The organism is Shewanella sp. KX20019 (genome assembly GCF_016757755.1).
Taxonomy (GTDB): domain Bacteria; phylum Pseudomonadota; class Gammaproteobacteria; order Enterobacterales; family Shewanellaceae; genus Shewanella.
In genome coordinates, this window is sequence record NZ_CP068437.1 from 3,759,181 (window position 1) to 3,781,582 (window position 22,402).

General features: G+C 43.2%; 24 protein-coding genes. 9 read left to right on the forward strand and 15 right to left on the reverse strand.

Features of this window, described 5'->3' with window-relative positions:
* Positions 1-12: 12 nt before the first annotated feature.
* On the reverse strand, positions 13-579 hold the full coding sequence (locus tag JK628_RS16240) for a DUF4136 domain-containing protein (protein ID WP_202285861.1): 567 nt from the start codon (positions 577-579) through the stop codon (positions 13-15).
* A gap of 163 nt (positions 580-742) precedes the next feature.
* On the opposite strand from JK628_RS16240, the gene JK628_RS16245 reads away from it, so the two are divergent.
* From JK628_RS16245 to ruvX, 4 genes are all read left to right on the forward strand, one after another.
* Entirely contained in the window at positions 743-1,063 is a 321-nt protein-coding gene (locus JK628_RS16245; RefSeq protein WP_202285863.1) for a hypothetical protein, read from the forward strand.
* Positions 1,064-1,194: 131 nt separating this feature from the next.
* Entirely contained in the window at positions 1,195-1,524 is a 330-nt protein-coding gene (yciH, locus tag JK628_RS16250) for a stress response translation initiation inhibitor YciH (protein ID WP_202285865.1), read from the forward strand.
* A gap of 24 nt (positions 1,525-1,548) precedes the next feature.
* The gene (locus tag JK628_RS16255) at positions 1,549-2,109 is read left to right on the forward strand and encodes a YqgE/AlgH family protein (protein WP_202285867.1); all 561 of its coding nucleotides are present in this window, start codon (positions 1,549-1,551) and stop codon (positions 2,107-2,109) included.
* 2 nt (positions 2,110-2,111) lie between these two features.
* Positions 2,112-2,534 (forward strand): Holliday junction resolvase RuvX, encoded by a 423-nt coding sequence (gene ruvX, locus JK628_RS16260; RefSeq protein ID WP_202285879.1) that lies wholly within the window; start codon positions 2,112-2,114, stop codon positions 2,532-2,534.
* A 98-nt stretch (positions 2,535-2,632) separates the two neighbouring features.
* On the opposite strand, the gene JK628_RS16265 is transcribed toward ruvX, so the two are convergent.
* Together JK628_RS16265 and JK628_RS16270 are read right to left on the reverse strand one after the other, a co-directional pair.
* On the reverse strand, positions 2,633-2,869 hold the full coding sequence (locus tag JK628_RS16265; RefSeq protein WP_202285881.1) for a hypothetical protein: 237 nt from the start codon (positions 2,867-2,869) through the stop codon (positions 2,633-2,635).
* Between the two features lie 217 nt (positions 2,870-3,086).
* Positions 3,087-5,882 (reverse strand): alpha/beta hydrolase family protein, encoded by a 2,796-nt coding sequence (locus JK628_RS16270; RefSeq protein ID WP_202285883.1) that lies wholly within the window; start codon positions 5,880-5,882, stop codon positions 3,087-3,089.
* Between the two features lie 256 nt (positions 5,883-6,138).
* Here JK628_RS16270 and JK628_RS16275 point away from each other — a divergent pair, with 256 nt between their 5' ends.
* Entirely contained in the window at positions 6,139-7,149 is a 1,011-nt protein-coding gene (locus JK628_RS16275; RefSeq protein ID WP_202285885.1) for an isocitrate dehydrogenase, read from the forward strand.
* Positions 7,150-7,239: 90 nt separating this feature from the next.
* Here the strand turns inward: JK628_RS16275 and rlmM are convergent, their stop codons facing one another.
* From rlmM to JK628_RS16295, 4 genes are all read right to left on the reverse strand, one after another.
* A complete protein-coding gene (gene rlmM / locus JK628_RS16280; RefSeq protein WP_202285886.1) occupies positions 7,240-8,322 on the reverse strand; it encodes a 23S rRNA (cytidine(2498)-2'-O)-methyltransferase RlmM in 1,083 nt (360 codons plus the stop codon).
* A gap of 108 nt (positions 8,323-8,430) precedes the next feature.
* On the reverse strand, positions 8,431-8,817 hold the full coding sequence (locus JK628_RS16285) for a DUF423 domain-containing protein (protein WP_202285888.1): 387 nt from the start codon (positions 8,815-8,817) through the stop codon (positions 8,431-8,433).
* A gap of 67 nt (positions 8,818-8,884) precedes the next feature.
* Positions 8,885-9,517 carry an alpha/beta family hydrolase gene (locus JK628_RS16290; RefSeq protein ID WP_237524234.1) on the reverse strand — a complete coding sequence of 211 codons (633 nt, stop codon included), beginning with the start codon at positions 9,515-9,517 and terminating at the stop codon, positions 8,885-8,887.
* An 88-nt stretch (positions 9,518-9,605) separates the two neighbouring features.
* On the reverse strand, positions 9,606-10,517 hold the full coding sequence (locus JK628_RS16295; protein WP_202285892.1) for a transcriptional regulator GcvA: 912 nt from the start codon (positions 10,515-10,517) through the stop codon (positions 9,606-9,608).
* A 183-nt stretch (positions 10,518-10,700) separates the two neighbouring features.
* On the opposite strand from JK628_RS16295, the gene JK628_RS16300 reads away from it, so the two are divergent.
* Complete coding sequence (locus tag JK628_RS16300) at positions 10,701-10,934, forward strand: hypothetical protein (protein ID WP_202285894.1); 234 nt, start codon at positions 10,701-10,703, stop codon at positions 10,932-10,934.
* Between the two features lie 259 nt (positions 10,935-11,193).
* Here the strand turns inward: JK628_RS16300 and thiI are convergent, their stop codons facing one another.
* The 3 genes from thiI to pomA all read right to left on the reverse strand — a co-directional run bounded on the left by thiI (position 11,194) and on the right by pomA (position 14,679).
* Positions 11,194-12,648: a tRNA uracil 4-sulfurtransferase ThiI gene (gene thiI, locus JK628_RS16305; protein ID WP_202285896.1), complete on the reverse strand. Its 1,455-nt coding sequence runs from the start codon at positions 12,646-12,648 to the stop codon at positions 11,194-11,196.
* Between the two features lie 290 nt (positions 12,649-12,938).
* Positions 12,939-13,907, reverse strand: coding sequence for a flagellar motor protein MotB (locus tag JK628_RS16310; protein WP_202285897.1), 969 nt, complete (start codon positions 13,905-13,907; stop codon positions 12,939-12,941).
* 4 nt (positions 13,908-13,911) lie between these two features.
* Positions 13,912-14,679: a flagellar motor protein PomA gene (gene pomA, locus JK628_RS16315; RefSeq protein ID WP_202285899.1), complete on the reverse strand. Its 768-nt coding sequence runs from the start codon at positions 14,677-14,679 to the stop codon at positions 13,912-13,914.
* Positions 14,680-15,100: 421 nt separating this feature from the next.
* On the opposite strand from pomA, the gene xseB reads away from it, so the two are divergent.
* The 3 genes from xseB to dxs are packed head-to-tail and all read left to right on the forward strand — an operon-like array spanning position 15,101 to position 18,110.
* Entirely contained in the window at positions 15,101-15,340 is a 240-nt protein-coding gene (xseB, locus tag JK628_RS16320) for an exodeoxyribonuclease VII small subunit (RefSeq protein WP_202285901.1), read from the forward strand.
* A complete protein-coding gene (ispA, locus tag JK628_RS16325) occupies positions 15,341-16,222 on the forward strand; it encodes a (2E,6E)-farnesyl diphosphate synthase (protein WP_202285903.1) in 882 nt (293 codons plus the stop codon). It begins immediately after the preceding gene.
* Positions 16,223-16,244: 22 nt separating this feature from the next.
* Complete coding sequence (dxs, locus tag JK628_RS16330) at positions 16,245-18,110, forward strand: 1-deoxy-D-xylulose-5-phosphate synthase (RefSeq protein WP_202285905.1); 1,866 nt, start codon at positions 16,245-16,247, stop codon at positions 18,108-18,110.
* 95 nt (positions 18,111-18,205) lie between these two features.
* Here the strand turns inward: dxs and JK628_RS16335 are convergent, their stop codons facing one another.
* From JK628_RS16335 to JK628_RS16355, 5 genes are all read right to left on the reverse strand, one after another.
* Entirely contained in the window at positions 18,206-18,457 is a 252-nt protein-coding gene (locus JK628_RS16335; protein ID WP_202285907.1) for a hypothetical protein, read from the reverse strand.
* Between the two features lie 45 nt (positions 18,458-18,502).
* Positions 18,503-20,029, reverse strand: a complete 1,527-nt coding sequence (locus JK628_RS16340; RefSeq protein ID WP_202285909.1) for a hypothetical protein — start codon at positions 20,027-20,029, stop codon at positions 18,503-18,505.
* Positions 20,030-20,181: 152 nt separating this feature from the next.
* Positions 20,182-20,661, reverse strand: a complete 480-nt coding sequence (locus JK628_RS16345; protein WP_202285910.1) for a hypothetical protein — start codon at positions 20,659-20,661, stop codon at positions 20,182-20,184.
* 27 nt (positions 20,662-20,688) lie between these two features.
* Positions 20,689-21,213 carry a hypothetical protein gene (locus tag JK628_RS16350; protein ID WP_202285912.1) on the reverse strand — a complete coding sequence of 175 codons (525 nt, stop codon included), beginning with the start codon at positions 21,211-21,213 and terminating at the stop codon, positions 20,689-20,691.
* A gap of 134 nt (positions 21,214-21,347) precedes the next feature.
* Entirely contained in the window at positions 21,348-22,388 is a 1,041-nt protein-coding gene (locus JK628_RS16355) for a hypothetical protein (RefSeq protein ID WP_202285914.1), read from the reverse strand.
* Between the last annotated feature and the right edge of the window lie 14 nt (positions 22,389-22,402).

The window sequence follows — 22,402 nt, forward strand, 5'->3', positions numbered from 1 at the left end:
TTTCTGAGTCTTTTACTTTTCAGGTTTAGGTGGGTAGTTTTGCATTAATGCACCAATCGCAGTATTAACGACTTCCACTCTCTCTTCTGGCGTATCTTTATCACGTACAGTATCTGCTACAGAGCCACGCCACATTAGCTTAGCCGACTTAGCATCAACCAAGTCAACAATCAGTGTACCAACCTCATATTCACGAACGGTAGTTTGAGTGTGGCCCATCCCCATTCCGCCTCTGCTCCAGCCGGCACCATAATAGTAGGGGTTATAACCATAGTTAGTATTAAACGAATCGACATTGATCTTCTTGTCGACTTTAGTAAGGTAGTTCACCAATACATCAGCTTTATCTGCACTAACCATACTCAGCCCTTTAAGCTGCAATTGGGCATCTACCGCCGCACGTACGCGTTGATCCATTAAGCCATCAAGATGATATGCGCCATTAGCTGTCTTTTTCTCAACCCAAGCGTAGGTTTTAACATCTGTAAAATTTACGCCAGGATCATAGTCAGAGCTGGTTTTAAGTGAGCTACATGCACTGAGTGCTAGTGCTGCGATGATTACCAATAACTTATTCATGTTCTCTCCATCACGCTTAAAGGTGTTCGACACCGTTTTAACAAAGCTTACATAGCAATCTATTAATCTACAACTCAATTTTCAAAAATACTCAAGCTGTTCAGCTTGACTTAAGCAATCAAGTTAATGATAATGATTATCACTTACCATGTCGGATATTATTATGCTTTGGTTTATTGCCGCAGTTACTGTTGCGAGTATTATGTTTCTGTTAACCCCAGAAAAAGCTGTCGAACGAGCTGAAAGTACCGCCCCTTTACTTGATAAATTGCGTCAACATTCAATGCTAATTTTACCCATAACGATATTAACTTGGGTAATCCTGGCTATAGCAAGCGCTCCGGTAACACCATTTGCTGGTGCGGCCATCGGCTTTGTGCTGACTTCATGTACAGTCGCCTTACCTCAGCTTCACAAATACTTAGCCCTCATTGCGAGTTTAACCTTTAGCGCATTGTTGATAGAACTAGCACTATATTTATAAGCAAGAGCAAACAAATACACTACCAATAACGAGCTTTTTAAACTCGTTATTGGCTAAGACTCCTTTTACCACTCCCGCTTCAACCTCATCTTTGTTAAACTAGCTCAATCAACAAATCACAAATCATACTTATGAAATCCGATCCTAATGTCTCATTAGTTTATAGTACCGATTGCGGTAGAATCTCTGAAGAAAAAGCGCCTCAAAACGCCCCCTTGGGTGATGGTATTGTCAGGATCCATAAAGACAGTAAGGGCCGAAAAGGCAAAGGTGTTTCTGTAATCAAAGGCCTAGGCCTAACAGAGAAAGAGCTTAAAGCGCTTGCTCAAAAATTAAAGAAGCAATGCGGTTGTGGCGGCACAGTTAAAGACTTTTGTGTTGAAGTTCAGACTGACAATCGAGAGCAGCTTAAAACCATTCTTGAAAAGCTCGGTTACACAGTCAAGCTAGCTGGCGGTTAGTCGCTATAGTGCAAAGGACGTTTTATGGATAGCTTACAGAACAATTTACTCATCGCGATGCCTTCTTTAAAAGATACTTTTTTCGAGCGCTCACTTATCTACATATGTGAACACGATGAAAAAGGTGCCATGGGAATTATGATTAACCGCCCTTGCGGCATCGTGGTTGATGAATTGCTACAGCAGATGGAGCTAACAGAAGACCCCCAACCTGTTACATCACTAGGAAAAGAGGTGCTCGTTGGCGGACCCGTAAACCCTGAGCGCGGCTTTGTACTGCATACCAATCAAGACTGCTGGAGCAACAGTGACAGTATTACCGATTCACTGATGTTAACCACCTCACAAGATGTACTCAGCTGTTTAGGTTCAGATAAAGCACCCGATAAGTTTCTCATCGCACTGGGTTATGCAGGTTGGACCCGAGGACAGTTAGAGCAAGAACTGGCTGATAATACCTGGTTATCTGTCCCTGCCACACCGGCGCTTTTGTTTGACATAGAACACGAGCAACGTTGGCAACAAGCCGCTGAGTCTTTAGGCTTTGATATCTGGCAACTATCTAATTTAGCAGGACATGCTTAACTATGAGTTCTCGAACAGTACTAGGGTTTGATTACGGTACCAAAAGTATCGGTATTGCGATTGGCCAAGAGCTAACAGCAAGCGCACGTCCATTAATGTCAATTAAAGCCGTTGACGGTATTCCTAAGTGGGAAGAGATTGGCAACATCATCACAGAATGGCAACCCGACCTTATTGTCGTAGGCTTGCCACTCAATATGGATGGCACAGAGCAAGAGATAACACTTAGAGCAAAGAAATTTGGCAATCGGTTAAATGGTCGTTTTGGTATAGCAGTTGTAACTCAAGATGAGCGATTAACCACGGCTGATGCCAAAGCAAGATTGTTTGAAATGGGCGGCTATAAAGCGTTAACTAAGGGGCAAGTCGATGCTATGTCCGCTGTTCTCATTATCGAAAGCTACTTTGAAAACCAGTATGGCTAGACGTTAACCGAAAAGTCTGTATACATTTGAAAAGCAAAAAGCAGCTAATGAGCTGCTTTTTTTATCACTGAAGAACCGTCATAAATAAGAGGTATGGGTTAGCCTTTAGAGTCTTGCTCTTCCTCTTTTTTTCTCTCTTCTTCAAGTTGCTTCATCAGCAGATCTAATCGCTGCTTTTCCAACTCAGTACTTAGACCCACAGTACTTGAACTCACAGTACGCTGCCAATCCGGTTCTCCTTCCAGATGTTTTAAGCCTGAGTTTGCATTGAAAGGTAGCGCTAACAATCCTGACGCGCAAAGTATAAAACCGACCAATATGATATTTTTCATCATGACTTCCCTGTAGTTTAGAGTGACATCCCGACACTCTCTTATGCTGAATTGCCCAACAAACATAGCAGGCTTTACTTAAACAATAAATAATTGATTCATTTTTGAACAGTACATATATTCAAGATCAATCGGCCATCATTTAGAATAACGATTATGGGGGTCCAAAAAAAAAGCCGAGATAGTTAACTATCTCGGCTTTTTTATCCACGCTTAATCACTAATCAGCTTTTTTATACTCAGTGTAAGCTTCCCCTTGAATCAGCCATTCTGGCGCAGGCTTGCCTTTTAGGTAATGATCGAAATACTCCATCATTCGAATACTGTAATCTAGCTTATTGGGGTATTTTTTAAGGTGATGCGGTTCATCTTGATATTGAAGGAACACTACATCTTTTCCTGCTCGGCGCATCGCCAAGTACATTTCAACACCCTGTTCCCAAGGTACAGCATCATCTTTATCACCAAACATGATCATCATCGGTGTTTTGATCCGCTCAACATAAAACACTGGTGAATTCTCAATATACTTCTGTGGCGACTTAAATAAGCTTTCACCAATGCGGCTTTGACCTGTTTCATACTGGAATTGTCTTGCTAAACCACTACCATGACGAATACCACTATAAGCACTTGTCATATTAGAAACAGGGGCCCCGGTTACCGCAGCTTTAAAAATATTGGTTTTTGTCACTGCAAATGCAGTTTGGTAACCACCCCAAGAGTGACCTTGGATCCCTACGGCTTGGGGATCAGCAATCCCAATATCGATAAGGTGCTGCACACCTGAGGTTAATGCTTGTACTGAACTGTCCCCTGGATAACCGACTTCAAACCGAATATCAGGTAGAAAGATGGCATAACCATTATCTGCAAACCATGCAAAGTTAGGGCGATGGTTGATTTTCATTTGTGGGAAAGCGTGCAATCTATCACTCATAAAGCGATAGAAATAGACCAGCACCGGATAGCGCTGCCCTTCGATATAGTTGCTTGGCTTGATCAACACACCATCTAACGGCTTTCCATCGCCATTGGTCCAATGAACCAACTCCGATGTCCCCCAGTTATATGCACGTCTCTGTTTATCAAGATCGGTTTGACGAGTCGCTGTTTGTGCCGTGCTGTACTGTGCAGTATAAAGATCAGGGAACAGTTCATATTGCTCTTTAGAAAATACTATCGTTTGCGCATCTTTACTACGTGCCAGTACCTTTAATTTATAATCGCCTGCAATAAGCTTTGTCACACCCGCGGCACCAACTTGCGCTTGATAAAAACCATCGCCTTTGCTGATATCACTGTATCCTTGCAGCAACACTTTTTCATTATTGGCTAGCACACTTGGATAGTTTTTGTCGTTAACTAAGCCTTCTAGTCGATATTGAATTCTCTCCTTACGCCCTTTACCTGCGGTTAAATTAAAGGTGTCAAAAGAGAGTGTGTTCAATTGCCAGATATCGTACTTATCATAAATAAGCAGGCCTGAATCATCAGCTATCCAAGGACCAAAACCATAGCCAGGTGCATTAGATGGATAATCGTGATCTTCATCGGCAAAGGAAACATCTAAGTTCTTGCTGATATTGGTCCGTCTATCTTTCGCGACTTCATACAAGAAAATGTTTCCGTGTAAGTAGTAAGCGACAAACTTTTCATTTGGCGACAATAGCGGTTCAGCACCGCTACTTTGCTGGGTTAATAGTGGCGTTTTGCGGCCAGTATTTAGATCGACTAGGTAAAAATCGCGATAAAAACCCGCCCAAGTGATCATCTTTCGATAGGGCAGATCTGAACTTGCCAGTGCATAACGTGTTTGTTGTGCCACTTTCATGTCTGGAACTTGAAGATCCGCAAGCTGGACCAAGTTATTTCCGGCCACGTGTAGCACTGCAAGATATGTACGCTTGAGTTCTTTCTTATACTGTTTAACTTCATGAGGCTTAATACGCGGGTCGTCGCCGTGCCAAACGCGTAACGCCCTTGCATCGGTAATAATATTTTGGTCATAGAGATCGGCTTCTTTCTCTACCTTTGCCAATTCAATTTGTTGGCTCACTTGTGGCACTCGTCCAAAGAACAAGCGCTGACTGTCATCAGAGAAACGTAGTTTTGCGTATCGATTCAATGTCCAATCTTTTGAGGTTACCGTTGGGGTCACTTGTCCGGATGCTATATTAAAAAGAGACAATAGATATTCACGCCCAAAAGGCGCTTGCTGAGCATCACCATAAGTGAAGCCCAAATACTTGCCATCATCACTCAATGCCAAAGAGCCCAGCTGTTGCTGTTTCAAACTGTGCACAATTTTGGCAGTATTGTCAGCCAATGTGACCAGTCTCAACTCGTGCTTATCAGTTGCTATATTATTTATAGCTAACGCAAGGTGTTTACCTGACTTGTCAAAAGTAAACGCTGTTACATCTTTAAAGGTTGTTGACTTCAGGTTGTTAAGTGAAACCAGTTCAAGCGTATTGCCTTTATCGTAATCCTCGACCTTACTGTCTTTTTTGCTCGATTCAGCCTTATCTTTGGCTTTAGCGTCTTTTTTCTTATCTTCCGCTTCATAGCGAATGGCGATATGCGATCCTGTTTCGTTAAATTCAAACGATTTAACCCGCTCATAACGAAGCTCGCTGCCAGTGCTGGTGTCAACTAGCACTATTCCAGGTTTTAACTTCTTCTTTTCTTTCGCTGATGCCTTCTCTGACACAAGTAACGGCACTTTATCTACAAAGACAACGTAACGACCATCGTGACTCACTTTTGGCTTAGTTCCACCTTTTACACTAAACTCTTTTTTTGTAGTGAGGTTTTTAACTAAGCCGCGGCTATCGCCTCTATCCGGTGAGACAGCCACTGCCAGTACTTTACCGTTATCAGAGATCACGGGGTTGCTGAGCGATTCAAATCGCATGATATCATCAGTGGTTATTGGGGAGGTTGCCGCAAGTAAACTTGCCGGCAATAAACTCGCTGTAAATAACAGCAATGATTTACTCGGTAATGACTTCAAGGTCTTCCTCATTATTATTAAATTATTAGACTAAAGTAGACTTTTTTAACCTTTGGCGATCAATCATCGTGATTAGCGCAGATTTATGCAAGTTACCCTACAGAAAAAAACGTGAGATTGCTCACTATTTCCTGTGAAAGTTGTGTAAAAGTGTTTAAAATACGTCGAACAAAAAGAAAAGAATTCCAAGTCACTTTCCGTGTCCCAAGACATGGTCGGACAATTGCAGTAAAGCCTAACCGTGGTAGGACTATCAATGACAAAAAGAACTATAACCGTAATCCCTGGTGATGGGATTGGCCCAAGCATTATCGACTCAGCAATAAAAATCCTCGATAAAGCGGGTTGTAATTTTGAGTATGAATTTGCAGATGCAGGTCTTGTTGCGCTCGAAAAGCACGGTGAACTAGTACCTCAACGCACACTCGATTTGATTGAAAAAAACCGTATTACGCTAAAAGGCCCATTAACGACTCCTGTAGGTGAAGGTTTTACCTCTATTAACGTTAGCCTACGTAAGCAATTTAGCCTATACGCCAACGTTCGCCCAGTACTGTCTTTTAAGGGTACTCAAGCACGTTATGACAACATCGATATCATTACGGTTCGTGAAAACACCGAAGGTATGTATTCAGGTTTAGGCCAAACACTTTCAGATGACGGTGCAACGGCTGAAGCCACAAGTATTATTACCCGCCAAGGCGCTGAACAAATTGCAACGTTTGCTTATGAACTAGCGCGTAAAGAGAATCGTAAGAAAGTCACTATCGTTCATAAAGCTAACATCATGAAGTCAACTTCAGGTCTGTTTTTAAAAGTGGCACGCGAAGTCAGCCTGCGCTACCCAGACATCATCACTGAAGAGATGATTGTAGATGCTACTTGCATGAAGCTGGTAATGAACCCTGAAATTTTTGACGTTATTGTTACCACCAACTTGTTTGGTGATATCTTGTCAGATCTTTGTGCCGGTCTAGTCGGTGGTCTTGGTATGGCACCTGGTGCTAATATCGGTAAAGACGCAGCAATCTTTGAAGCAGTACACGGTAGTGCGCCAGATATTGCAGGTAAGAACCTTGCGAACCCTACGTCGGTTGTACTGGCGTCTATCCAAATGCTTGAATACTTAGGCATGTCAGATAAAGCAGAGCTTATCCGCAGCGCAATCACAGCAGTGATTGAAGAAGGCGATCGTACGACTCGCGATCTTGGTGGTACTCACGGTACAACTGACTTCACACAAGCGGTTATCGAACGTCTTTCATAAATAGACTTTTCATGCGCAGCGCGCACTAAAAAGGCCCCAAGTATTTAACACCTGGGGCCTTTTTATTAAGCAGTCTTAACTAATGTTAGTTTACGAAGAATGAGTCGGCTTTAAGCACAAATGCACGGTGACTTCGTCACGATCATGATAAAGGTGCTTAGCCGCCATACTAAAGTCCTTAATACCATTCTCTTTCAAAATATCTTCCATAGTGGCCAATATCGTCGACACCTCTTTATAACGCGTCTTCATTGGTAGCTTTAGGTTAAATATTGCTTCCTTAAACCAACCGTTAATCGCCCAAGCTTCGACGAGTTCAGCCACACGCGCTGGCTTCTCGATCATGTCGCAAACCAACCAAGTGATGTTCTTTCTCGGTGGTTCAAAACGGAAACCATCGGCTTGGTAATGCTTTACCTGACCTGTTTCCATTAACTTTTCATCCATCGCACCGTTGTCGACAGCTGCAACGAACATACCACGCCTCACAAGCTGATATGTCCAGCCACCAGGACAAGCCCCTAAATCAACCGCTCTCATACCACTGCTAAGACGAGTCTCTTGCTCCTCTTTAGGAATAAAGTGAATAAAGGCTTCGTCGAGCTTTAAAGTAGATCGGCTTGGCGCATCTGCAGCAACTCTAAGACGTGGGATCCCCATAAAGTAAGGGGAGCTATTGTTACTTAATGACAGACCGACATAGGCCTGTCCAGGTCCGACAAAACAAACATGAATAATTGGGCGCTTAGAGTTTTCTTTATCCAGCAAGGTACCCGATTTTCTTAATGCCTGTCTTAATGGTACGGTAAACTTACGGCAAAAATTAGACAGCTCTTTTGCTTCGTTAGTATCAGGCGTTTCAACACGTAACTCACCCGCGTATTGGATGCCAGCTAGGGCCTCTACAATCGGTGAAATTCGGTCTTGTTCAGGTAACCCCTTCAACAGTGCTTTTGCTGCAAACATCTGTCTTGCAAAAATTAATGAATCCAAACTGATCTTCTTCGCCAGTATTTCAGCATCACCAGCTTGGAAGCACTGAAATATAACATAAGCATCGTTGGTGTTTGTTTTCACAAAACCACCAATATCATGCTCCGCTGCACGCTCTTGGATCTCTGCCGCGCAATCTTTCTCATAACCAGCACGGCAAAATAAAAATAGGTTTATCATTGAATTTCCTGAAGATAACAAATAAAAATAGCGGCCAACAAAATTGCTGCCCGCTATTTTACACTTTTACTGCTCACTAGTGTACTACCAGTGCAGTTAATGCCTAGTTTAGTCGAGCTCTTTAACTCTATTGCGCCACACTGCGACGGCAATAAGTAGCCATCCAAGTAGCAAACAAACGCCCCCTAATGGGGTAATAGGGCCGGTCCACTTTGTGCCCAATAACGCATAGAGGTACAAAGAGCCAGAAAACAGCATAGTGCCGACAATAAATAGGTAGCCCGCCCAATCAAGCAAGCGTGATTTAAGCCAATGACCAGCAAAAGCCACTGCGATTAACGCAAACGTATGGTAGAACTGATACTCCACACCAAGATTAAAAATAGCGATCATCTCTGTGGTCGTCACATTCTTAAGACCGTGGGCACCAAAAGCCCCCAGCGCAACCGACATAAAACCACTCAACGCTGCCAATAATAAAAAACCATTACGCATTTAGCCTCCAAATTATCATCGGCATCAAAGCCGAGAAAAAAAATTAAGTTACTGCTACCTCAAAGCATCAGTGCTTAATAAACGCTTGGATAACTGAGATAGCTTGCGCTAGATTAGCGTCAAGTGTGGTACCTGACGACTTCCTTGGTTTAAAACTATGATCGCCATCCGTTAACCAATGCAATTGTACCTTGTCCATCACCGGCCAAGTCTCAACCAAGCCTTTATGGCCAAACTTATCTCTTTCACCTTGGATGACCAATATAGGCGCGCTGCATTTTTCGATAGGCTCTAAGCGCGGCTCACCGCCCTTTAGCGGAATAAATGGGTAACCTAAACAGACTACACCATCAACAGCGAGGCTTTCAGCCAGAATGGCCGACATGCGCCCTCCCATCGACTTACCTACCAAATAGATTTTACGAGGCATAAACTGGCGCTTAAAAATACTCAGTTGCAACGCATAATCAGCGATCAGTTTGGGAGCTCTGTCTGGCGGACGCCGTTTACCATCAATGGCATTGGCGCGCATGTAAGGAAAATTGAAGCGTACAATACGTAGATTGGCTGCATTACCGAGTCCTAGGCCGTTTGCTATTGTGGTCATAAATTCATGATGCATGTTAGCGCCAGCACCGTGAGCAAATACGATTAAAGTATCGCAATGACCTTCACTTTCTATACTAAAAGGTTCAAGCAGGTATTGGCTGGCATCAAATGCGAGAGCCTCATCTGCTATTTCAGCCACAGCTTCTGTAAGAGTGCCTTCTAAATAAGCTTGTTTTAAACTATCCGGTAAGGAGCTCACTGCGAGTCTCCTCTTCAAACATATCCAACATCCACTCTCTAAAGGCAGCGACTTTACCAATTTCTGCATGATTTTGTTGGCAAACCAAATAATATGCATTTTTGCTGACTAAAACTTCAGGGAAAGGACACACCAAGCGTCCTGCCTTTATGTCTGGTCTCGCCAACACACTGTAACCTAGCGCCACACCTTGCCCATGAGCGGCCGCTTGCAATACCAGTGAAGAATGACTAAATATGGGACCTTGATTCACATTAATATCAGTAATTCCACATTGTCTAAACCAAGCTTGCCAATATTGGCGGTTAGAATCATGTAATAGAGTATGGTTTTTCAAATCACTGGGCTTCTCAAGTGGCTTGGGTCCGTTAAGTAACATCGGTGAACACACTGGAATTAACACCTCATTACGCAGTTTATCTGCCCGTACCCCACTCCAGTTTCCAAGCCCATAATAAATGGCAACATCAACGTCATCGGTTAGCGATCCATCCTCATTATCAACGGCCTTAATTCGCACATCGATATCGGGATTTTTCTCGGTAAACTTTGCGAGCCGAGGCACTAACCATTGAATCGCAAAACTCGGTGAAGTCGCTACAGTTAAGGATCCGATGGCACTTCTGGCAAGTAAACGGTCGGTCGCATCGGCGAGCTGTGTAAAGATATCTTTGATATCAAGAAAGTATCCTTGTCCCTCTTCTGTTAACAACAAAGAGCGATTTTTACGTCTAAATAACTTTAACCCTAAATACTCTTCTAATGCCTTAATTTGATGACTTACTGCCGCCTGAGTAACAAACAGTTCCTCCGCCGCCCGTGTAAAGCTCAAATGCCTCGCTGCTGCCTCAAATGCTTTGACAGCATTAAGGGGGGGTAGTCGTCTAGCCATAGTGATCAATATCTCGTTTTTTGATTAGTTTTTCTAATGAGCATTGTTACATTTTATCGTTTGTAAAGACCAGCGATTTTGGTTAAATTTTGCACCAACGAAATGATACTCGTTGGACAACCTCTACGACGTAATTGGGGAGTGTCTAACAACCCAAATTTTTTAGCCTGGAGGCTATCGAACATGTTAAACCTAAAATCTATCTTTGTGCTCGCTCTTCTATCAGCTTCTGCCACTGTTAGCGCAGATGAAGTCACGCTCGATACCACTGATCTTGAAGCAACATTAACCGCTAACCTAGCAGAGAGCATGGAATTAATGCAGCTACAGCTAACGACAGAGTTAAGCACTATGCTGGTTGCCGATGAGCAAAAGCAAGATAATAAAGAAACAGCTTCTGTTCAGCTAGCTGACTAATTACTTTTATGACGCGATAGCGAACCACATATCCAAGTGTTCGTTAAAGCTATAAATAACGCAGTATGACGCTCTCTGGCACTTTAATTACACATTAAAGCAATCGCCATCAATGGAGCTAGCCTCAGTCTTGCTGTTAACATATAAAAAAACCACCGCTAAAGGTGGTTTTTTTGTGTCTACTGAAAAACTTTCAATTTCTGCCATAAAAAAACGACTATTTAAGTCGCTTTTTTATGGAGAAGAGCAGCTGTTATGGTTAAGGGCGATAAACCTTAACATTACTGTAGCCTTGCTCTTGTAGATAAAGCGCCTGTAGCTTACTCATCACACCACGGTCGCAATACAATAAATAGGTCTTCTCTTTATTAAGATCGGCAAATTGTGTCGCTAGCTTATAAAAAGGTATGGTTTGGATCTCTATGCCCTCAATCTCGAGCGGGTCCTTCTCCTCCTCCTCCGGCGCACGCACATCAATAATAATTTCATCTGTATTGATGTCAGCAACCGTTTCAGCTTCCGTTATTTTGGTGTCCATTTGAGCCGCTATCTCTCTAATATCCATAACAACAGCATCTGCAATAACTCTATCTAACAAGTCTTCTGAGAACTTAGCTTCTTCAGCTTCAACTTTTGCCAATACCGCTTTCACTGTTGGTTTTTGCGAAATCACACCGCAATACTCAGGGATAGTTTTAGCAAAATCTTCGGTACCAATTCTACGGCAGATATCAATAATGTCTTGCTTATCCATGGCAATGAGCGGACGTAATATTAGTTGCTCTGTGCAGCGGTCAATAACGTTCAGGTTAGTCAGCGTTTGACTAGAGACCTGCCCCATAGCTTCACCAGTCACTAATGCTTGAATGCCCATTTTATCCGCAATTCGAGCTGCCGTTTTCATCATCATGCGTTTAAGTACCACACCCATTTGTCCGTTGTCGACTCGCTCTAAAATCTCCTGTACGACAGGGTCAAACGGCACAGAGATAAACTTAACCTTATGTGACTCACCATATTTCTGCCACAAATGGTAAGCCACCTGCTTCACACCAATCTCGTGCTGATCGCCACCTAAATTGAAGAAACAGTAATGAGTACGAGAGCCACGCTTGATGAATTGGTAACTGGAAACACCAGAATCAAAGCCACCAGAAATTAATGACAACACATCCTCTTGGGTGGCCATTGGGTAACCACCAAGACCTTGAATGCGCTTATCGACAAGATAAAGTTGTTCGTTATCAATCTCGAGATTGACCGTCATGTCAGGGTTCTTCAGGCGAACACCAGCGGCTTCAGTAAACTGGTTTAGTCCACCGCCAACATAACGCTCAACTTCAATCGAGTTAAAGTCATGCTTACCTACACGTTTTACACGTACGCAGAACGTCTTGCCAGCAAGCTCGTCTTTATAGACGGCCAGTGTTTGCTGATAGATATCATCAACTGATTCAAAGGTGCTCACATTCACTTGCAACACATGTGCAATACCAGGGATACAGCCTAAACGCTCGGCAAAAGCTTCAACCAGATCCGGTCTATCATCTGGCACCATAACCATGATTTTGTCCCATTGGCGTTGTACTTTGGCAGACTCATCTACTTTTTTAAGTACATTACGAATGTTGGTTTCAAGCATTTTGGTAAAACGCATTCTTACCGGCTTGCTTTTCATCATGATTTCAGGAAACAGTTTTACGATAAATTTCATTGATCTTCCGCGGGGACAAGTTTAAACAGCAATTTGTCGATTATAACAATATCTAGCCACAATTGCGTATAGCCATATACGCAATTGTCATGACAAAAAGTAAAAATAGTGAGTACACATTTGATAAAACGCTGTCATGGGAGGAGTTTATGGACAATATTTTCATTGAGTACAAGCTAAAGAAAAGCGGGTAAGCACCTTTAGCTGCTTACCCGTTTAACGACTCCCCCCATCCGACCTGAAGATGCAGGATTCGGTGAGATGGGTATAAATTCGCTAATCTTCTAAGTTTATTGAGAAACTTGGATCTCATCTGACTCTTTAGGTTTACCTTGCTCGATAGCAATTTCAACCCGGCGATTACGCGCCCTATTGGCCTGAGAGTTATTTTTAACTAACGGCGCAGATGAAGCCATGCCCACCACTTTCAACCGCATCTGGTCAAAGCCTTTCACTTTTATCATCTCATGGGCAACCGCCACCGCACGTTTACTCGAGAGATCCCTATTTGAGCTATAGAGCTCATTAGAAATATTCCAATCGTCCGTATGCCCCGACACGGTCACAATACCGGGTACATCTTTTAGCAACTCACCCACACGCCTAACGATTGGCTTAAAGCGCGGCTGCAAAAAGCCTGAACCTGACGCAAATGCGCCTTTTTCACGGATCCGAATAATAATCTGTTGTCCGAGCGATTCAATTTCGATGGCGCCATCAACGATCTCTTTATTCAGCTCTTGAGCCATCTTTTTAACTTGCTGATTGATTTTATCTTGCGCTGCTGCCTCTGCTTTTGTCGCTTCGCTTTGTGCGTCGGCGGCTGACTTGGCTTGCGCCTTGGCATCTTCTTGCTCTTGCGCCGTAGACGATGATTCGCCTCCACGTTGCTCGCCACGCTGCTGCTGTACACCACCGGCACTATCATCTTCGCCCGCTTGAAACTCTAGCATTGGCTCGGTCATTTCATTAGTTTGCTGATTGATAATTTCGATTGGCGTCGATTCAGGCCGACCCGGTCTAAACTCTAACGCTATGACCGAGGTCCCTTTGGGAATATCTTTCACTTCCACTTTATTCTGTACACCAAATGCATACTTCATCGAACCTGCAATCTGCTTAAATTTCATCACATCCATTTCAGAGAAAGCCAGCAGCAAGACGAAAAAACACATAAGCAAGGACATTAAGTCAGCAAAAGTTGCTAGCCAAAGCGGGGCTCCAGCTGGCGGACAGTCACATTTGACTTTTTTGGCCATCGAACTATGCCCCGTCCATAGTATTTATGCTACGAGATTTTTCAGAGAGATAATTCTTAAGGAAACCTTCGATAACACGGGGGTTTTGACCGTCTTGAATGGCTAATACGGCATCCATAATCAAGTTACGGTTCAGCATCTCTTCATTCATTCGAAGCGATAGCTTATCAGCAATCGGAATCGCCACCATGTTGGCAACTACCGCGCCATAAAGTGTCGTAAGCAAGGCGACCGCCATTGCTGGACCAATAGATTTTGGGTCATCCATATTAGACAACATACCCACGAGTCCAATCAGCGTACCAATCATGCCCATTGCTGGTGCAACATCACCTATCGATTTAAAAATACCGATACCAGTTTTGTGACGCTCCTCGGTTAATGCAATATCTTTTTCTAACGCACTTCTCACCACATCACCGTCGTGGCCATCAACTAACATATCAATGGCTTTTTGCATAAAGCTGTTGTTAATTTCAGCCTCTTCCAACGCCAAGAAACCACCTTTACGTGCCGCATCGGCCATCGTAATTGACTGCTCAATTAGCTCTTCAGGTTTATCAATTTTGAAAATAAATGCTTTGGCAGCAATTTTGGCTGATCCAAGAAATTGCTTAAGGTTATATTTCATCATCACGACAAATAACGAACCTATCATGACAATTAAGATTGAAGGTACATTGATGAAAATACCGATCCCGCCGCCGCTTGCCATCGCCATGATAACAAACGCAAATGCGCCAATCAGTCCTATTAGGGTTGCTAAATCCAAAACCGCTCCTCAAATACCCATCTATTCGCTAAACAACTGCAATCGAATGCTGTCCACATTATTTAACCTGAATTTAGGTTAAATATTCAAACGCTAGTCTACTAGAAACCTAGCGACAATATTACGCTGTCATCATGACAGCAAGCATCAACTAAGCAAACGGCTAAATAGCACACACATTTTCATTATTACACCTAATATAGCGACCAAAGTTAAGATCTCTTGAGTGATATTTCCCGCAATTGTTACGCTATTTCCGTTAAAATAGAGCCCAACAGCATAAATAACTTATCGCTATAACGAGTTGAGTGGATGATTTATGCTCGAAAGCGTGCTTTTGTGCAAATACTCAACGGCTTAATTTGACCCTTGTGCCCTGCTGATATACTTTGTGTATCGCTTAATTCTAGGAATGATCATCGTGGCAAAAAAACCTGAAAACCTCTCTTTTGAAGAATCACTTTCCGAGCTAGAAAAAATCGTTGCAGACCTAGAGCACGGCGACGTGTCCCTCGATGATGCGTTAAAACAGTTCGAACGTGGAATTAAGCTGGTAAGAAATAGCCAAAGTAAACTTGAAAATGCACAGCAAAAAGTGGCTGTGCTAATGACAGATGAGGGTGTCGACACCTTGAAGCCTTATGACATAGAGGGTGAGTAATTGTTAGCAGAGTCACTAGCTGTATACCAAAAGCGCATTAATCTTCAACTTTCATCTCGTATAGATGCACTAGCTGATATCGATCCTCAATTAAAAGCGGCCATGAAACATGGTGCGTTAATTGGTGGCAAGCGTATTAGACCATTTCTCGTTTACGCTATCGGCGATATGCTAAAGGTTAAGCTTGAAACCCTAGATTCGTGTGCCGCGGCGATTGAATGTGTTCATGCTTACTCTCTCATTCATGACGATCTTCCCGCGATGGATGATGACGCACTGCGTCGTGGTCAGCCAACGGTACATATTGCCTATGATGAAGCAACGGCTATTTTAGCGGGTGACGCGCTGCAAGCTCTTGCGTTTGAAATCATCAGTGAGCCTATTGAAAACATTACCCCATCACAGAATTTAGCAATGGTTAAAGCCTTAGCGAACGCCTCTGGGTATAGTGGCATGTGTGGTGGCCAAGCGATGGATTTAACTGCCACAGATAAACAGATTGAGCTGGCAACGCTTATTCAGCTGCATAAGCTTAAAACTGGCGCACTGATCCGTTGCGCCGTTGAATTTGCCATTATTGCCGCAAAAATCAATGATAAAGAGCGACAGGCGTTGCTTGATTTTGCCGACGCTATAGGCCTCGCATTTCAAGTGCAAGACGATGTATTAGATATTATTGCCAGTACCGAAGAGCTTGGAAAACCTCAAGGTTCTGACACGGATTCAAATAAGAGCACTTATCCAAAGTTGCTTGGTTTAGAGGGCGCCCAAAAAACTGCTAGCAGTTTGATTGAGGACGCACTATCAGCGCTGGCTAAATTACCATACAATAGCCAGTTAATTGCCGAATTCGCCCGTTATATCATTGAGCGAAGAGTTTAATAAAGAGACAAAGAATCTCGATATGAGTTTTGATATTTCTCAATTTCCTGTGCTAGCACAGGCAAACACCCCTGATGAGCTAAGACAGCTCCCTCAAGCCGTTCTGCCACAACTGGCAGATGAACTTAGAGGTTTCCTTTTGAAGTCAGTGGGTAAATCAAGTGGCCATTTCGCCTCAGGACTGGGCACAGTCGAGCTGACTGTGGCTATTCACTATGTCTATAACACCCCATTTGACCGACTAATTTGGGATGTTGGCCACCAGGCTTACCCCCATAAAATTTTGACTGGTCGCCGTGAAAAAATGCACACCATCCGTCAAAAAGGGGGGATCCATCCCTTTCCTTGGCGTGAAGAGAGTGAATACGACACCTTCAGCGTAGGCCATTCGGGTACCTCTGTAAGTGCTGCACTCGCGATGGCTGTTGCTGCTGAAAAAGAGCAAGCGGGTCGTAAAGTAGTCTCTGTTATTGGAGATGGCGCCATGACCGGTGGCATGGTGTTTGAAGCCATGAATCATGCAGGTGATCTGCACAACGATATGTTGGTGATCCTTAACGATAATGAGATGTCTATCTCTGAAAACGTTGGCGCACTCAACAATCACCTTGCACAGCTAATGTCGGGTCGTTTCTACACCACCATTCGTGAAAACAGTAAGAAAGTGCTTAAAGGCATGCCTGTTATCAAAGAGATGGCTAAACGCACTGAAGAACACCTTAAAGGCATGGTCGTTCCCGGCACCATGTTTGAAGAGCTAGGATTTAACTATATTGGTCCTATTGATGGCCATGATGTTGATGCATTAGTTGAGACCCTGCGTAATATGCGTAACCTCAACGGCCCACAGATTTTACATATCATGACTAAGAAAGGTCGTGGTTATGAGCCGGCAGAAAAAGATCCTATCGGCTGGCACGCAGTGCCAAAGTTTGATCCATCGACCTTTGAAAAGCCCAAAAGCAAACCCAGTGATCCAACCTTTTCACAAGTGTTTGGTAAATGGCTTTGTGATGTAGCAGAGAAAGATGAAAAGCTACTGGCTATTACCCCTGCCATGCGCGAAGGCTCTGGTATGGTTGAGTTTTCACAGCTTTATCCGAAACAGTATTTCGATGCAGCCATCGCCGAGCAACATGCTGTGACATTGGCAGCAGGCTTCGCCTGTGAAGGTTACACACCCGTTGTTGCTATCTATTCAACGTTCTTACAACGTGGTTACGATCAACTCATTCATGATGTGGCTCTGCAAAAGCTGCCGGTTGTGTTTGCTATCGATCGCGGCGGTATCGTGGGCGCTGATGGCCCTACCCACCAAGGTGCATTCGACTTGAGCTTTATGCGAGCAGTGCCCAATATGGTGATTATGACGCCGTCTGACGAGAATGAATGTCGACAGATGCTCTATACCGGCTATTGCTATAAAGCAGGGCCGACAGCAGTGCGCTACCCTCGCGGCAGCGCCACTGGCGCTAAGCAAGTTGAAACAATGACAGCTGTGCCCATTGGTAAAGGCTTAATAAAGCGCCGTGGACAAAAGGTTGCCATCCTCAACTTCGGTACCACGCTCGCCAATAGCCTACTAGCCGCAGAAGCACTTGATGCCACCGTTGCTGACATGCGTTTTGTTAAACCGCTGGACGTGGATTTAGTCAAAGAGTTGGCCCAAAGCCATGATGTATTAGTCACCGTTGAAGAGAACGCCATTATGGGCGGTGCAGGCTCTGGCATACTTGAGTTACTGCAAGCGCTTAAATTACCAAAACCAGTACTGCAGATTGGTCTACCCGATGAGTTTATTAAGCACGGCGCACCTGATGAGATCATCAGTGAACTTGGACTTGATGCAGCAGGTATTCAAAAGCAGATCGAAGACTACTTAGCGTAAACGGCTTTAATACCAATTAGCGCAAGACATATTAAAGGACTGCGATTGCAGTCCTTTTTTACTTTATAGCGTTGTGGTTTTAGCTTAAGTGATAGCTAGCTGTCACAGCTGTCGCTGCCATGTTGTTTAAGTAGCTTTTTAAAGCTATTAGTCATTAATATTACCGTTAAAATAATCGACGATCCCACAGCCGAAATGTCAAGACTATGACCAGGCTTATTCAGTTCAAAAAATAACACTGTGTTGTATAAATAATCGATCCAAATTGCCAGAAGCGTAAAAATTAAAACCGTCAAATTGACTTTTTTCTGTTGTTTGCTTAACTCTGCTTCTATTTTAGAAATCACACTTAATCCTCAATAATATCAGTCTATTAGTGGCTACTGGCCTTACTACAAATTAAATAGCTTACTATCTCCTTTCGCATAAATTTTGCAGTCGTCAGTGACCTTACTTTTTCGACGATTTTTTTGGCAAATCTCTAGTGCAGCTTTATTCGCACTTTGTTGATCTTTTCTGTTAACACTATATCCCCATGAAAACGCGCCATCATCGTCAATAGCAACAGCAAAGGCTTTAGCTTCTTTATAATGGAAATATTGATTGAATCCCTTATTGATACTGTCTCGATAACTCTCTCGGGGAGTGGTCTTAGGCGTTTCCTTTTCATCAATTAATGCTTGTACGTCTGCTTGACTGGATAAAGATAACGTCGTTAAAAATTGCTGTGCTTCTTCACTGCTACGTCGTTTTAATGCTGAATATATTTTATGATGAAAAGATGTTTTTTCATCATTATCTAATGAAACGTCGGCTAAATGTTTTAGCAAGAAACCGGGGGAGGAATAACTTAACTCATCTAACAATTGTATTTTAAAACTATTGATATCTATCCCATCTTGTTGCGACAACCAAGCCCATGCCTGCTCAGATTCATCGTCTGGCCACCAACGTAGAATATCCGTTAGTTCGGATTTTTTGTCAGAAGCATCAGCCAGCCGTTTATTTGCGGCCGTTTCTGGGTCTACATACATCCAAGTATTATAGGCATCTTCGATAACCATTTTGCGCTCGTCAACATCCTCTATCAGGTTTAACTTGGCAAAAACATCATCTGGCGAGATTTCTAGCCACTGCATAAGGGGGCTAGCAAGCAAGCCAATATCGTTAAGCTTGCGTAGCTCATCATAAAAGCCGCTAAATTCATCACTAGTTTCTAAGCGGTAGCTAATTGATAAAAGTTCTGATGATATATCAATCTCTTTGTTTTTATACTGCACAAGCAAATGCATCAGCAGTTCTAGATTGTGCTTAGCGAGTATTGAAATGAACTCACGATTAGCAGGAACACCGGTGTCACTGTCAGCGCTTACAAGGCCTTCTTCGAAGAGCTCAAAGCCAAACTCAGGATCTTTTGCTGCTAAAACAGCTTTTACATGTTGTAAATAAGGATCGCTATCGGGCAATGGATTGTATTGCTCAATAAAAGGTAATACTTTTCTGGGCGCAAGCTCAATTAACTGTGACGTTATTAACGGCAGTAACAAATCACGCTGCACTTTGTTTCTACTATCTAATGTTATTGAGAGTGTTTCTAGCTCGGTAAGTGAAAGCTCACTGATAATGCTGTAGAGCTTTATGTGTGCTGTTTTATTTTTTGGGTTTTCCTCTAAATCCAGTAAAAGCTGCTCTATTTCTGCATATGTATTAGCAATATTCTTACTGATGTCTGGTTTGCAAGATGCTAGTTTATCGCTCCCCTCCATGTAACTTATACTTGCCAGTTCTCCACTGTTATCACCACCTGGTACCGAGGTTTTACTCACTTCAGCGGGAGAGGGTATGCTAGTGAATCCTCCTAGCCAAAAGCCGAATGTAAAGGTAACCGCAATGGCCAATAACCAATGTATTGTCTTCAATTATTTAGTCCTTTAAATATTTGTACAGGTTGTTATTTCAGATGTAAGTTTGTGTCAAAATAAAACGCTAAGCCACTGTTAATAAAAAATATACCATAGCGCTATTAGGTTTGTAACCTGTTCTCCTTATAGGTTAGCGCTGACTTTAGACCTTAGCGTGAGCTTTCAATAAAACCGGCCAAACCTTCATTAACACAAGGGGTATTGTTAAATCGGTCACTTTCAGTGATGGCTAAACCGCCGATAAGTTCAATGCTTTCAGGGTACTTGTATCGATAATAAGCAACAGATTCGGCAAAATCTCTGATGGCGGCTTTCGGTGGCTGCTGCGCGCTGATGCCTAGTTTTTCGCGCTCCTCCTCTACCCATGCTGAAAGCGCATCATATTGTTGCTGCACACTGACACCAGCATGCTGCAACAGCATATCAGGCTTGGTATAATCACCAAAGAAACTGCCAGAACCTAATGCAAAATATGTTGACAATCCTTTAGTGCTGTAATGCTCAACGCCCCACAAGGCGTAGCTTAACGCCGTAGTAGCCTGTTTAGTCGCCTCTTTTGAGTCAGTCGTTTTGGCCGCTATCATCGACCGTTTCACTAAAAAATGAAGTGCATGATGAGTTGCCCCCATGACCAACAGCTGCTTAGCAATATCAATTTAAAACTTATTATCACCGTACGGGCCTTGAATATAGGCAACCATCGCCCACTTATCACCTGCCACCGCCAGCGCTCTTAATTCTTGCTTTGGCAGCTCTTGATAGGAAACCACAAAGCTATTACCTGGGTAACGTTCATCGCTACTGTTAATTCGAGAACCCCACTTTACCTTGCCAACACCCTGATACTCACTCCAATCTGCTTGTTGTAACTCCGCCAGACGGTAATCCTCTGCGCTCAGCTCTTCAAAGGCTACACACCAATCCTCATCAAAGCACTTTAAGGCGCTAGCTTCAGCTTGCTGAGGCGCAGCGCTTGGCTCGATAACAGCAAGCGTTGCAACCTTCTTTGTTATCGCACTGCTCGTTGCCACTTTAGTTTGCCGCGCTGCCAAGTCATCAGTGCTTGGCAACTGAGCGCTAGCGACTGTTTCCTCATTTTCATTGAGGTAATAAAAAACACTGAGACTAATGAGACATAAGCTCGCGCCGATAACACTTTTCCTTACACCTTGGTTATTCAAATTAATAACATTCCTTTGCAATCCTTCCGGCACACTTCCGATATGTTTTACTTCCTACTAAATAGCCTATGCCAGCAACATAATTTGCTGGCATTCAGTTTTAATCTACTGGATTTTAGAGTGAAGCTTAACGGTTAATCTTGTGACAAACTAACCATGAACTCACTAACACAAGGGGTGCTGTTAAGACGGTCATTTTCAGTGATATTGAATTCACTGAGGTACTCAACTCGTTCAGGATTCATGTTTCGTCGAATAGCCAAGTTAAGTGCGAAATCGTTAATAGCCCCCTTACTCGGCTGCGAAGCAGTGATACCTAATATCTCACGTTCGCTTTCTACCCATGTAGATAACTGATTATAACGCTGCTTAACAACTTCACTTGAGTGAGCTAACACTACATCTGGCCCGATATAACCATCAAAATACCCTCTTGAGCTAACTCCCAAATAAGAACTAAGCCCAGCAATATTATAGTTCTCGACTCCCCAAAAAGCGTAAGTCAACGCACTAATAATATGGTCGGTAGCCTCCTTAGTATCGCCAGAGCGTCGATAACTGCTTTTAGCCGCACTTAGTTCCTGTATAACCAAGTATTCAAGTGCATAATAAGATGCTCCTTCGACCAGTAATTGCTTGGCGATCTGATATTTAAACTCCTTGTCACCATATGCCTCCTGGACTAAAGTCACCATCGCCCATTTATCGCCAGCTGAGGCCAGCTCTTTTAACTCAGCCTTCGGCAGCTCTTGATAGGAAACCACAAAGCTATTATTTGGATGGTTTACATCATCTAAGTTAATCTCGCTCGCACTTTTCATACTCGCCCGACCTTGGTACTCATCCCAATCTGCAACTTGCGACTCAGCCAAAATAATATCCTCAGGGCTCAGCTCTTTTACTGCGTTACACCATGCATCATCGAAACTCTTTCTAGCCTTGTCACTAGCTTGTTGCGGTATAGCCTGTACTGCAGTAGTGGCTCTAAGTTTTGTTGCAGGTGCCGTGTCTTCAGTTGCCTTGTAAGCAGCTAAGCTTTCACTGCTTAGCGATTCAAGTGCAGGATTGTTTATGCCTTCAGCTTCTTCTACTTGATTAGAGTCGAAAAAAATAATTAAACCAATGAGGCATAAACCAACGCATACGAGGCTCCAGAGTAAAAGCTTATTTGTCATTTAATTTATTCCGT